At 72.5% G+C, this 13,048-nt stretch carries 8 protein-coding genes; 2 read left to right on the top strand and 6 right to left on the bottom strand.

Annotated elements, in window-relative coordinates:
* Positions 1-28: 28 nt before the first annotated feature.
* A complete protein-coding gene (locus CV755_RS23850) occupies positions 29-889 on the top strand; it encodes a Cof-type HAD-IIB family hydrolase (protein WP_241561371.1) in 861 nt (286 codons plus the stop codon).
* A gap of 93 nt (positions 890-982) precedes the next feature.
* Here the strand turns inward: CV755_RS23850 and CV755_RS36795 are convergent, their stop codons facing one another.
* From CV755_RS36795 to hisC, 6 genes are all read right to left on the bottom strand, one after another.
* Positions 983-2,038 (bottom strand): M23 family metallopeptidase, encoded by a 1,056-nt coding sequence (locus CV755_RS36795; RefSeq protein ID WP_109282330.1) that lies wholly within the window; start codon positions 2,036-2,038, stop codon positions 983-985.
* A 169-nt stretch (positions 2,039-2,207) separates the two neighbouring features.
* Positions 2,208-3,869 (bottom strand): sensor histidine kinase, encoded by a 1,662-nt coding sequence (locus CV755_RS23840; RefSeq protein WP_109282329.1) that lies wholly within the window; start codon positions 3,867-3,869, stop codon positions 2,208-2,210.
* 9 nt (positions 3,870-3,878) lie between these two features.
* Positions 3,879-7,382 (bottom strand): thiol reductant ABC exporter subunit CydD, encoded by a 3,504-nt coding sequence (cydD, locus tag CV755_RS23835; protein WP_109282328.1) that lies wholly within the window; start codon positions 7,380-7,382, stop codon positions 3,879-3,881.
* 13 nt (positions 7,383-7,395) lie between these two features.
* Positions 7,396-8,397, bottom strand: coding sequence for a cytochrome d ubiquinol oxidase subunit II (gene cydB / locus CV755_RS23830; protein WP_109282327.1), 1,002 nt, complete (start codon positions 8,395-8,397; stop codon positions 7,396-7,398).
* A 33-nt stretch (positions 8,398-8,430) separates the two neighbouring features.
* Complete coding sequence (locus CV755_RS23825; protein ID WP_109282326.1) at positions 8,431-10,002, bottom strand: cytochrome ubiquinol oxidase subunit I; 1,572 nt, start codon at positions 10,000-10,002, stop codon at positions 8,431-8,433.
* A gap of 247 nt (positions 10,003-10,249) precedes the next feature.
* Positions 10,250-11,329: a histidinol-phosphate transaminase gene (gene hisC, locus CV755_RS23820; RefSeq protein WP_109282325.1), complete on the bottom strand. Its 1,080-nt coding sequence runs from the start codon at positions 11,327-11,329 to the stop codon at positions 10,250-10,252.
* Between the two features lie 326 nt (positions 11,330-11,655).
* Here hisC and CV755_RS23815 point away from each other — a divergent pair, with 326 nt between their 5' ends.
* Positions 11,656-12,768: a LacI family DNA-binding transcriptional regulator gene (locus CV755_RS23815; protein WP_109283480.1), complete on the top strand. Its 1,113-nt coding sequence runs from the start codon at positions 11,656-11,658 to the stop codon at positions 12,766-12,768.
* The last annotated feature ends 280 nt before the right edge of the window (positions 12,769-13,048 follow it).

The following is a 13,048-nucleotide window of genomic DNA, read 5'->3' as shown; positions in this document are numbered from 1 at the left end:
CCCCGGCCCCCTCCCGGAGAATGGGAGGGTGACTTCCGCTACCGAGCAGCCCGAGACCCCAGCCGCCCGGCGAAGAGCTCCCCGCCCGCGGCTGATCGCCACCGACCTCGACGGCACCCTGCTGCACGACGACAAGACGGTCTCCGACCGTACCGTCGCCGCCCTGGCCGCCGCCGAGGCCGCGGGCATCGAGGTCTTCTTCGTCACCGGACGCCCGGCCCGCTGGATGGATGTGGTCAGCGCCCATGTGCAGGGCCATGGCCTGGCCATCTGCGCCAATGGCGCCGCCGTGGTGGACCTGCACGACGGCGGCCGCTTTGTGGAGGTCCGGCCGCTGGAGACCGCCGACGCGCTGGCCATCGTCCATGCCATACGCGCGGCCGTGCCCGGGTCCTCCTTCGCCGTGGAGCGCACCACCGGGATGCACTACGAGCCGCAGTACCCGCCCTTCCAGACCGACCCCGCCGCCACGGTCGCCGCCGCCGAGGAGTTGCTGGCCCAGCGGGGAGCGGACGTCGGCCCCGTCCTCAAGCTGCTCGCCCACCACCCCGACCTGCCCCCGGACGACTTCCTGTCCATCGCCCGCGCGGTGGCCGGGGAGCATGGCTCGTTCACCCGCTCCAGCCCCACCGCCCTGCTGGAGATCAGCGGTCCGGGCGTCAGCAAGGCCAGCACCCTGGCCCGGTGCTGTGCCGAGCGGGGCATCGCCCCCGAGGAGGTGGTGGCCTTCGGGGACATGCCCAATGACCTGGAGATGCTGGGCTGGGCCGGGACCTCCTACGCGATGGCCAACGCCCACCCCGATGTGCTGGCCACCACCGACCGCCATACCTCGGCCAACAACGAGGACGGGGTCGCTAAGGTCATCGAGCGGCTGCTGGCGGGCTGACCGGGGGCACCGCCCTCCGCACCGACGTGCCGGGGGCGCCGCCCTCGCCACCGGAGCGCCCGGGGCAACAACACGCCCCGGGCACCGCCCTCCTCACAGAAGCACCCCGTGCCCCCGCAGCCACGCCACCGGGTCCACCGCCGAGCCGAACTCCGGGGTGGTACGGACCTCGAAGTGCAGATGCGGACCGGTGGAGTTGCCGGTGGTACCGGACAGCCCGATCCATTCACCCGCCCGCACCGGCCGCCCCGGGGCCATAAAGGGCGCCGAGAGATGCGCGTACTGCGAGTACCAGCCGCCCGGGTGCCGGATCACCAGGCTGATGCCAAAGGCCCCGCCGCAGCCCGCCGCCACCACCGTCCCCGGTCCGACGGAGCGCACCGGGGTGCCCACCGGAACCGCGAAGTCCTGGCCGGTGTGCACCCCGGACCAGTTGGCGCCGGTGCCGCCGTAGCCGGCGGACAGCTGGTACTCCAGCACCGGACGCGTCCAGCCCTGCCGCGCCTCGCCCGCCGGGTGGGCGGAGTCGCCCCCGTCCACAATTGACCGGTCCACCGGTCGGCACCGGCCATGGCCGACGGCCGCCTCGGCCAGGCCGCTGAGCTCCTCGCGGGCCTCCGTCAGCTGCTCGTCCAGCTCGCCCTTGGCCCGGCGCAGCCGCCCCACCTCCTCTTCCAGCTCCTGCCAGGAGTTCGCCGCCGACCGCTGTTCCGCTTCCAGCGCCCGGCTGCGGTCATCTGCCTGGGCCACCCTGGTGACCAGCAGGTTCCGCCGCTCGGACTCCTGTTCCTGAAGGGTCAGCAGCTCCACCGGGTCATCGGCGGCCAGTGCGCTGCCCGGTGCGGTGAAGCCGCCGGTGCGGTAGAGCTCGCGGGCCTCGGCCCCAGCGGCCTCGTGCAGCTCGCGGGCGATCCGGCGCTGCTCGTACAGCCGCCGGGTGGCGCGCCGGGCCAGCTCCCGGCGTTCCCGTACCTCCGCCATCCCGCGCTGGTAGCGCTCCTTGGCCCGGCCCGCCTCCTGGGCCAGCCGGTACACCTCCGAACCGACCCGGGCCAGCCGGCCCGGTGGCCGGGCCGAGGTCCGCGCCGTCACCGAGGGCTCGGCGAGCGGCAGCGGCGCCAGCACCGTGCACAGGGCGCATACGGCCACTGCGATGCGCCGTCGCCGGATGCCGCGCCCCGGACAGGGCGTGCGAAAGCACCCGGTCAGCCGAGAAAAGCGACAAAGAGATCGCATGAACGCGATCGTGGCCCGCCGTCCGGCTGCCCGCCCCCGCAGAGGACCGTTCGGAGCACCCCCCTTCGCCCCGCCGGACCGGCTACAGCGGCGCCTCCCACACCACCCGCGTCCCGCCGCCGTCCTCGCCCAGCCCCGGGCCGTAGGAACTGGAGCCGCCCAGCGACTCCGCCCGTTTTGCCAGATTGCGCAGCCCGCTGCGGCGGCCGCCCGCGGGGATGCCCACCCCGTCGTCGGCCACCGTCAGCCGTACCGCCTCCCGGCCGTCGGCCAGCCGGGCGGTGGCGTCCACCACCACCTCGATCCGGGACGCCCTGGCGTGCCGGAAGGCATTGGAGAGCGCCTCGCGCAGCGCCGCGATCAGGTGCTTTCCGGTGCGCTCCCCGACCTTGGCGTCCACCGGCCCGATGAAGTGGGCGGAGGGCTGGAAGCCCAGGGGCACCGCGGCGGTGCCGATCTCCCGCAGCACCCGGGTGCGCAGCCCGGCCGGCAGCTCGGTGGGCTCCTGCTGGAGGGCGAAGATGGCGGTGCGGATCTCCTGGATGGTGCGGTCCAGTTCGTCCACCGCCCGGGCCACTGTCTGCCGCACCTCCGCCTCCACCGCGCGGCGCTGGGCGCTCTCCAGCACCAGCCCGGTGGCGAACAGCCGCTGGATCACCAGGTCGTGCAGGTCCCGGGCGATACGGTCGCGGTCCTCGTAGACGGCCAGCCGTTCCCGGTCGCGCTGGGCCTCGGCCAGCACCAGGGCCAGCGCGGCCTGGTCGGCGAACTGCCCGGCCAGGGTGCGCTCGGCGGCGGTGTATGTGGCGGTGCCCCGCCGCCGTGGGGTGGCCAGGGCGCCCAGCACCCGGTCGCCGCTCTTCAGCGGCAGCAGCATGGCGGGGCCGAAGCGCCGGGCGGGTGCACTGCGCAGCCGGGGGTCGGTGGCCGCGTCGTCCGTGAACACCGGCTGTCCGGCCAGCAGTTGGCCGACCACCGGCAGGTCCGGCGGCAGTACGGTGCCCAGCAGCCGGGACCGGTCGTCCGGCCCGGCCGCCACCGCGGCCATCTCCAGGCCGCCGTCCCCGTCCGGCAGCAGCACGATGCCCGCGTCGGCACCGGCCAGCCGGCGGGCCTGTTCGGCGACCACCGCCAGCGCGTCCTCGGCGTCGCCGCCGGAGAGCAGGGCGGTGGTGACCGCCACCGAGCCGTCGATCCAGCGCATCCGCTGCAGGCCCTGCTGGTGCACCCGGGCGTTGCCGATGGCGATGCCCGCCTCGGCGGCCAGGATCCGCACCATATGCAGGTCGGCGACGCCGAACTCGCCTCCGTCGCGTTTCCCGGCCAGATAGAGGTTGCCGAAGATCTCGCCTTCCACCTGGATGGGCACCGCCAGCAGGTCGCGCCCCGGGGACAGCCCCCGGGAGCGCGGGTCGGCGGCCAGTTCGGCCAGCCGGTCCGCCTCCTCGGTGCCGCCGGGGGCGCTGCCATGGGTGATGAAGTCGGCCAGCCCCTCGCCGGTCTCGTCCAGTACGCCGATGGCCGCGTACCCGGCGTCGGCCAGTTCGGCGGCGGTCTCCGCGATACGGTCCAGGGTGGTGTGCAGCTCCAGCCCGGTGCCCACCGAGCGCATGGCCTCCAGCAGCTGCGGGATCCGCGCGGTCAGTTCGGTGGACATCCCCTGCAGACTGCGGGTGGCCTCGGTGGCCAGGGCCAGGGAGTCGGCGCGGAGCGGGGGGTCGGGGGGCTGAGCGGTGGCTGCCATAGCCAGAGCCTAATAAGCACCTTTTGCCATGGAAAGCGGTAGTTGTTCGGCTGCCGCCTCCCGCTCCAGCATCCGCCGGAACGGGCCCTCCGCCACGGCCAGTTGACCGGGCGCCCCACGCTGCACCACCCGTCCCCCGTCCAGCACGATCACCTCGTCCACCGCCTCCAGACCGGCCAGCCGGTGGGTGATCAGTACGGTGGTACGGCCCTCGGTGGCCGCCAGCAGGTCGGCGGTGAGCGCGTCGGCGGTGGCCAGATCCAGATGCTCGGCCGGTTCGTCCAGCACCAGTACGGGGAAGCCGGCCAGCAGCGACCGGGCCAGCGCCAGCCGCTGCCGCTGGCCGCCGGACAGACGGGCACCATGCTCCCCGACCAGCGTGTCCAGCCCCTGCGGCAGGCCGTCCACCCAGCTCAGCAGCCTGGCCTGGGCCAGCGCCCGGCGCAGTTCGGCCTCCCCGGCACCCGGCCGGGCCAGCCGCAGGTTCTCCCTCAGCGAGCTGTCGAAGACATGCGCGTCCTGGGCGCACAGCCCCACCAGCTGCCGCACCGCGTCCCCGTCCATACCGGCGGCCTCCCGGCCGGCCAGGGTGTACGAGCCGGACTCGGCGTCCATAAACCGCAGCAGCACCTGGGCCAGGGTGGACTTGCCCGCCCCGGACCGGCCCACCACGGCGATCCGGCGGCCCTCGGTCAGCTCCATGCCGAAGCCGTCCAGGGCCGGGGCCCCGGCGCCCGGATGGCGGGCGGTCAGGCCGGTCAGCCGGAGCGGGAAGGGTGAGTCGGGGGCCGGGCCGGTGCCGTCCCGCACCGGCTCGGGGGCGTCCAGCACCTCATGCACCCGCTCGGCGGAGCGGCGGACCCGCTGGCGGTACTGGGCCGCGAGCGGCAGACCGGCCACCGCCTCGAAGGCGGCCAGCGGGGTGAGCACCAGCACGGCCAGCCAGGGCCCGTCCAGCCTGCCGTCCCGCACCGCGGACACACCCGCCCAGGCAGTGGCGGCCACGGTCAGACCGCAGGCCAGCGCGGTCAGTCCGGCGCCCAGCGCGGTGGCGGCGGAGGCCCGGCGCGCGATCCCGGTGAGTGCGCCGTCGGTCCGCCGCACCCGCTCCAGCCTTCCGCCCAGCGCCCCCGCCACCGTCAACTCGGCGGTACCACTGAGCACATCCACCACCTGTACGGACAACTCACCGCGCGCCGGGGAAAGTTGCCGCTCGGCCCGGCGCGCCGCCGCCACCGACAGCACCGGCACCGCCGCTCCGGCCAGCAACAGCCCGGCGGCCAGGGCGATTCCCGCCTCCGGCAGCAGCCAGGCGGCACCCGCCACCGAGACGGCGCCCACGGCCAGCGCCGCGCCCAGCGGCAGCAGCCAGCGCAGGAAGTAGTCCTGGAGCGCGTCCACATCGGCCACCAGCCGGGAGAGCAGATCACCACGGCGGGTGAGGTGCAGCCCGGCCGGGGCCAGGCGCTCCAGCCGCCGGTAGACCGAGACCCGCAGCCCGGCCAGGGCGCGCAGCACCGCGTCATGGGAGACCAGGCGCTCGGCATAGCGGAAGACCGAACGGCTGATGCCAAAGGTACGGGTGGCGGTGACGGCCACCATCAGATAGAGCACCGGGGGCTGTTGGGAGGCCCGGGAGATCAGCCAGCCGGAGGTGGCCATCAGGCCCACCGCGCTGCCCAGCGCCAGCGTCCCCAGCAGCATGGCCAGCGCGAACCGGCCCCGGTAGGGCCTGCCTTGGGCGCGTACCCGGGCGAGTGCGCCGGCGCCTCGCACCGGTGCGCCCATGGGTGCGGGCCGGGGCGCGTCCCCGGCGGACGGAGCGGGCGGCGGCGCCTCGGCCCGCTCGCCCTCCCTGGCGGCTCCGGCACCGGGCCCGGTGTCCGGGCGGCCCAGGTCGATCACCCGGTCCGCCACCGCCAGCAGGGCGGGACGGTGGACGACCAGCAGCACCGTACGGCCCCGGGCCAGCCGCCGGACCGCCTCGACGATCTCCGCCTCGGTCTCCCCGTCCAGGTTGGCCGTCGGCTCGTCCAGCAGCAGCACCGGCCGGTCGGCGAGGAACGCCCGGGCCAGGGCGAGGCGTTGGCGCTGCCCGGCGGACAGGCCGGCACCGTTCTCGCCCAGCCGGGTGTCAGTGCCCTGCGGCAGCATGGAGACAAAGTCCAGCGCCCCCGCCGCCCGCAGCGCCTCGCGCAGCTCGGCGTCGGTGGCGTCCGGGCGGGCCAGCCGTACGTTCTCGGCGACCGTCCCGGCGAAGAGATGGGGCCGTTGCGGGACCCAGGCCACCTGGGCCCGCCAGCTTTCGGGGGAGAGCGATGCCAGATCCATACCGTCCACCAGCACCCGCCCGGCGCTCGGCCGGACCAGTCCCAACAGCGCGTTCAGCACGGTGGACTTGCCCGTTCCGCTGGGCCCGGTCAGCGCCAGGGTCTCCCCCGGCCGCAGCTCGAAGGAGGTCTCCGGCAGGGCCGGTGCATCCCGTCCGGGGTGGCGCACCATCAGGCGGTCCACGCTCAGCACCGCCCGGCGGGCGTCCGGCGCGGGACGGTCCCCGGCCGGCAGCGGCTTACGCTCCAGCACCGCGAAGACCTGGTCGGCGGCGGCCAGGCCCTCCGCCGCCGCGTGGTAGCGGGCGCCCACCTCGCGCAGCGGAAGGTATGCCTCGGGGGCCAGGACCAGCACCAGCAGCCCGGTGTAGAGGTCGAGTCCGCCGCTCACCAGCCGCATCCCGATGCCCACTGCGACCAGCGCCACCGAGAGGGTGGAGAGCAGCTCCAGGGCGAAGGAGGAGAGGAAGGCGATGCGCAGGGTGCGCAGGGTGGCCCGGCGGTAGTCGGCGGTGATGGCCCGGATGGACTCCGCCTGGGCCTTGGCGCGGCCGAAGACCTTGAGCGTGGGCAGCCCGGCCACCACATCCAGGAAGTGGCCGGACAGCCGGGCCAGCAGCCGCCACTGCCGGTCCATCCGGGCCTGGGTGGCCCAGCCGATCAGGGCCATGAACAGCGGGATCAGCGGGAGGGTGAGAACGATGACCAGGGCGGAGAGCCAGTCGGCGGTGACAATACGGGCCAGCACCGCCACCGGCACCACGGCCGCCAGCCCGAGCTGGGGGAGGTAGCGGGCGAAGTAGTCGTCCAGCGCGTCCACGCCCCGGGTGGCCAGGGTGGTGAGCTCACCGGTGCCGGGCAGGTCCGGGCCCGGCCGGGTGGCATGCTCCACCAGCCGCATCCGCAGCTGGGACTTGACCGCCGCGGCGGCCCGGTGGGCGGCCAGCTCGGTGAGCCAGGCCACCAGCGCCCGTCCCGCCGCCACCACGGCCAACAGCACCAGCGGGCCGGTGAGTTGGCCGGTGCCGCGGCCGTGCTGGAAGGCACCGGTGACGATCTGGGCGATCAGCATCGCCTGGGCGATCACCAGTCCGGCGCCGGCCAGCCCCAGCAGCACCGAAGCGGCCAGGAAGAACCGGGTGGCGGAGGCGTACCGCAGCAACCGGGGGTCCACGGGCTTCATGTGAACCGGTCCCTCAGTGCGCGGCCGGGATGTGCCGGGTGCCGATCCGCTGCCGGAACACCCAGTAGGTCCAGGCCTGGTAGCCGATGACCAGGGGCGTCATAAAGCCCGCCACCCAGGTCATGATCTTCAGGGTGTAGGGGCTGGAGGCCGCGTTGGCGACCGTCAGGCTCCACCGGGGGTCGGTGGTGGAGGGCATCACATCCGGGAACAGCGCCAGGAAGATCACGGCGAAGGCGGCCACAACCGCCAGTGCCGAGCAGGTGAAGGCCCAGCCCTCGCGGCCCAGCCGGGTGCAGCCCAGCGCGGCGGCCAGGGCCAGTACCGCCGTCACCAGCGCGGGCAGGCTGCGGCCGTTGCCGGACTGGACCTGGGTCCACACCAGGAAGGCCACCGCCAGCACCCCGGCGGCCAGTCCGTACCACATGGCCTGGGCGCGGGCCCGGTCACGGATCTCGCCCACCGTCTTCAGCGCGGCGAACACCGCGCCATGGAAGGTGAACAGCACCAGGGTGAACAGCCCGCCCAACAGGGCGTAGGGGCCCAGCAGATCGAGCACCGAGCCGGTGAAGTTCTTGTCGGGGCCGATGGGCACGCCCCGTACCAGGTTGGCGAAGGCCACGCCCCAGAGGAAGGCGGGCAGCAGCGAGCACCAGAAGATGACCTGCTCCCAATTGCGCTGCCAGCGCTCCTCATTGCGCTTGTGGCGGTACTCGAAGGCCACCCCGCGCAGGATCAGGCAGACCAGGATGGCCAGCAGGGGCAGATAGAAGCCGCTGAAGAGGGTGGCGTACCAGTCGGGAAAGGCGGCGAAGGTGGCGGCGCCGGCCGTGATCAGCCAGACCTCGTTGGCGTCCCAGACCGGGCCGATGGTGTTGATCAGCACCCGGCGTTCGGTGCGGTCCCTGGCCAGGGTCCTGGTCAGCACGCCGATGCCGAAGTCAAAGCCTTCGAGGAAGAAGTAGCCGGTCCACAGGAGGGCTATCAGCAGGTACCAGAAGTCATGGAGGTGCATGGGGAGTTGTCTCCGTTCGGCGACTGAGCCGGATCAGTACGCGAAGGTCAGCGGCTTCTCGTCGGCCTCGGCCCCGGTCCGTGCCGAGGGCAGCCGCAGCCGGGGATCCCTGGCCGGGGGCAGCTCGTCGGTGTCCGGCCCGGCCTTGGCGTACTTGACCAGCAGCCGCACCTCGACCACCGCCAGCACCGCATAGAGCACGGTGAACACGGCCAGGGAGGTGATGACTTCGCCCTGGCCCACTCCGGGCGAGACGGCCTTGCCGGTCTTCAGCAGCCCATAGACCGCCCAGGGCTGGCGGCCCATCTCGGTGAAGATCCAGCCGAAGGAGTTGGCGATCAGCGGGAAGCCCATGGTGAGGATGCCGATCCGCCAGGACCACTTGGTGAGGAAAGGCCCCATCTCCCTGGTCCGGGTGAGCATCAGCCGGGGCACCTCGTCCTCACCGGTGCGGAACTCCGGTGCCAGCCACAGCTTTTTGCGGGTGGTCCACAGTCCGATGACCCCGGCCACAAAGGAGGTCATCCCAAAGCCGATCATCAGGCGGAAGCCCCAGAAGGTCATAAAGATGCTGGGGATGTAGTCATCGGGCTTGCCGCCGTACCGGGCCGCCTCCTGCCGGGCGATGTCATTGATGCCGGGCACCGCCTCGGAGAAGTTGCTGTGCGCCAGGAAGGAGAGCACCCCGGGCACCTCGATCTCCACGCTGTTGTGGCCCTTGGAGACGTCCCCCACCGCGAACACCGAGAAGGGCGCCGGTGCCTGGGTGTCCCACAGTGCCTCGGCGGCGGCCATCTTCATCGGCTGCTGCTCGAACATCACCTTGCCCAGGCTGTCGCCGCTGATGGCGGTGCCCAGTCCGGCGATCACCGCCACCACCAGCCCCAGCCGCAACGAGGCCCGCATGGCGCCCACTTGGTGGCGCTGCTTCTCGCCCAGCTCCTCCCCGCGCAGCCGGCGCCGCTTGGCCCGCCACAGATGGAGCGAGGCGATGCCGACGACAAAGGCGGCGCCGGTGAGGAAGGCGGCGGTGAGGGTGTGGAAGACCACCACCAGCGTGGTGTTCTGGGTCAGCACCGCCCAGATGTCGGTGAGTTGCGCCTTGCCGGTGGCCGGGTCCACCCGGTAGCCGGTGGGGTGCTGCATCCAGGAGTTGGCGGCCAGGATGAAGTACGAGGAGAGCAGGGTGCCCACCGCGACGATCCAGATACAGGCACAGTGGATCTTCTTGGGCAGCTTGTCCCAGCCGAAGATCCACAGACCGATGAAGGTGGACTCGAAGAAGAAGGCCAGCAGCGCCTCCATGGCCAGCGGAGCACCGAAGACATCGCCGACGAAGCGCGAGTAGTCGGACCAGTTCATCCCGAACTGGAACTCCTGCACAATGCCGGTCACCACGCCCATGGCGATATTGATCAGGAAGAGCTTTCCCCAGAACTTCGTGGCGTGGAAGTACTTCTGCTTCCCGGTACGCACCCAGGCCGTCTCCAGCCCGGCGGTGATCGCCGCCAGGCTGATGGTGAGGGGGACGAACAGGAAGTGGTAGACGGTGGTGATGCCGAACTGCCAGCGCGCCAGGGTCTCCGGCGCCAGAGCCAGATTCACTCTGCCCCTCCTTGCCTCGTGCACCGCCGGCGCCATACGCCGACGCTTTTGCCCCGTATGCCCCACTGAAAGCGGGACATAAAGGCGAGCTTGTGAACGCGTTCACATTCACAAGCCATTATGACGCACGGCCCTTCCGGCCCAGTGAGGGGGGTCCCCTCCGGCCCTTGACTTCAAGCCCGGACAGGACAACGCCCCGGACCGGGTTGCGGTCCGGGGCGCCTCAGCCGTTTCGGAGCCGGCGGGCTCAGAGCTCCTTGCGGAAGTCCTCGGCCGCCCGCAGGAACAGGTCGTTCGCCTTGACCTCGCCGATGGTCACCCGTACCCCCTCACCCGGGAACGGCCGTACCACCACACCGGCCCGCTCACAGGCCGCCGCGAAGTCCATGGTGCGCTCCCCCAGCCGCAGCCAGACAAAGTTGGCCTGGGTCTCCGGCACGGTCCAGCCCTGGCCCAGCAGCCCCTCCACCACCCGGGTGCGCTCGCCCACCAGCGCCTCCACCCGCTCCAGCAGCGCCGCCTCGCTGCGCAGCGAGGCCACCGCCGCGTCCTGGGCGATCTGGCTCACCCCGAAGGGGACCGCGGTCTTGCGCAGCGCGGCCGCCACCGGCTCATGCGCCACCGCGAAGCCCACCCGCAGGCCGGCCAGGCCATAGGCCTTGGAGAAGGTGCGCAGCACACAGACATTGGGCCGGTCCCGGTAGAGCTCGATGCCATCCGGCACCCTCTCGTCCCGGATGAACTCGCGGTAGGCCTCGTCCAGCACCACCAGAACGCCGGAGGGCACCCGGTCCAGGAAGGACTCCAGCTCGGCCCGGTGAACCACGGTGCCGGTGGGGTTGTTGGGGTTGCAGACAAAGATCAGCCGGGTGCGCTCGGTGATCGCGGCCAGCATGGCGTCCAGGTCGTGCACCTCACCGGGGGTCAGCGGGACCTCCACCGGGGTGGCCCCGGCGACCCGGGTGATGATCGGGTACGCCTCGAAGGACCGCCAGGCGTAGATCACTTCGTCCCCGGGACCCGCGGTGGACTGCACCAGCTGCTGGGCCACGCCCACCGAACCGGTGCCGGTGGCCAGATGCGTCAGCGGCACCTTGAAGTGGTCCGACAGCTCCGCCATCAGCCCGGCGCAGGCCATGTCCGGATAGCGGTTGAAGGATCCGGCCGCGGCCAGGGCGCTCTCCAGCACCCCGGGCAGCGGCGGATAGGGATTCTCATTGGAGGACAGCTTGTAGGCGACCGGGCCCCCGGGGGCGGCCGGGCGGCCCGGCTTGTAGGTCGGCACGCTGTCCAGCTCGGGGCGCAGCCTGGGAGTCTTCTCGGTCACCGTGGATCCTCCTCGCTTGAATACCGCACACCTTATGAGGATTGCCCCATACGGCGTCCAGAGCCGAAGACGCGCTTCTTGGTCCGGCGCGCGCCCTGGCGTGCGCCGTGGCGCGCATCGCTCGTGAAGGTGAGTTGGGCACCGGGGGAGACCCGGACCGGTCATCAGACGTGGATATGCCAGGCGCCGAGGGTTTATCGCCGAACGGCCCAACTTCCTCTGCTTCAAAGGTCATTGCCGGGATACCGGCATGCAGAAACGTGCCTGTCAACAGTGAATTCCAGCGCCCTGCCAACCAGCCACCCGAGCCCTACTATCGGCTCGCCATGACAGCACCAGGGAAGCATCAGGTGAGCCGCGCGGAGTCGGCGCGCAGGGGCGGCCGGGCGGGTCGGGCGGGCATCCGCGACGTGGCCGCCGCCGCCGGAGTGTCGATCACCACCGTGTCCGACGCCCTCAACGGCAAGGGCCGGCTGCCGGACGCCACCCGCCGCCATGTCCGGGAGGTCGCCGACCGGCTGGGCTACCGGCCCTCGGCCGCCGCCCGCACCCTTCGCACGGGCAAGTCCGGGCTGATCGGGCTGACCGTGACCACCTACGGGGATGAACCTTTCACCTTCACCGAGTTCGCCTACTTCGCCGAAATGGCCCGGGCCGCCACCTCCGCGGCGCTGGCCCGCGGCTACGCCCTGGTGATCCTGCCCGCCACCTCCCGGCACGATGTCTGGTCCAATGTGGCCCTGGACGGCACCGTGGTCATCGACCCCTCCGACCATGACCCGGTCGTCTCCGACCTGGTGCGCCAGGGCATCCCGGTGGTCTCCGACGGCCGCCCGGCCGGCAGCCTGCCGGTCACCGCCTGGGTGGACAACGACCACGAGGCCGCCGTGCTGGGCATCCTGGACCACCTTGCCGACGCCGGTGCCCGCCGGATCGGCCTGCTCACCGGCACCACCACCGACACCTACACCCGGCTGTCCACCCATGCCTATCTGCACTGGTGCCGGAGGGTGGGCCAGGACCCGGTCTACGAGGAGTACCCCGCCCACGACCCCTGCGCCGGAGCGGTCGCCGCCGACCGGCTGCTGGCCCGCCCCGACCGGCCGGACGCGGTCTACGGCCTGTTCGACCCCAATGGCACCGACCTGCTGGCGGCCGCCCGCCGCTACGGCCTGCGGGTGCCGGACGATCTGCTGCTGGTGTGCTGCAGCGAGTCCACCGTCTACGCCACCACCGAGCCACCCATCACCACCCTGTCCCTCAAGCCGCGCCGGATCGGCACCGCCGTGGTCCAGCTGCTGATCGACGCCATCGAAGGCCTGGACCAGGGCCGCCTGGTTGAGCAGGTCATACCCACCGAGCTGATCGTGCGGACCTCCTCCGAGCGCCGTCCCCCGCGCGCCACGGTCAGCGCCCCGCGCGGCCCGGCCACCACCTGACCCCTGCCCGACCCCGCGCGCCCCCTCCGATCCCGTTCCCGCCCCCTCCGGCGCGCTCCGGCCGTCCCCGGCTCACCACGTCAGCGGTCCACCGGCGGCAACGGCCCGCCACCGGCGGCAAGCCCGTACGGCGTCAACACAGGCCACCCCGGGTACGGCAAAGCGAGCAGTTCGGCCGACGGCCGTGACGGCACGGCCCGCCACCTCGTTGACCGCCGCGAATGACGCAATTGGGGAGAAATGACCAGCGAACCCCGGTCCGCTCCCCGATTGACGGCCC

It is taken from the genome of Streptomyces orinoci, assembly GCF_003121295.1.
In the GTDB taxonomy this organism is placed as follows: Bacteria; Actinomycetota; Actinomycetes; order Streptomycetales; family Streptomycetaceae; genus Streptomyces; species Streptomyces orinoci.
Note: the sequence above shows the minus strand (reverse complement) of the source record. Positions and strands in the feature narration are given on the sequence as shown.

What these genes read in the sequence shown, in the direction of transcription:
- CV755_RS23840 (WP_109282329.1), bottom strand. Translation starts at nt 3,869, where the DNA reads ATGGCAGCCACCGCTCAGCCCCCCGACCCCCCGCTCCGCGCCGACTCC.
- cydD (WP_109282328.1), bottom strand. Translation starts at nt 7,382, where the DNA reads ATGAAGCCCGTGGACCCCCGGTTGCTGCGGTACGCCTCCGCCACCCGG.
- cydB (WP_109282327.1), bottom strand. Translation starts at nt 8,397, where the DNA reads ATGCACCTCCATGACTTCTGGTACCTGCTGATAGCCCTCCTGTGGACC.
- CV755_RS23815 (WP_109283480.1), top strand. Translation starts at nt 11,656, where the DNA reads ATGACAGCACCAGGGAAGCATCAGGTGAGCCGCGCGGAGTCGGCGCGC.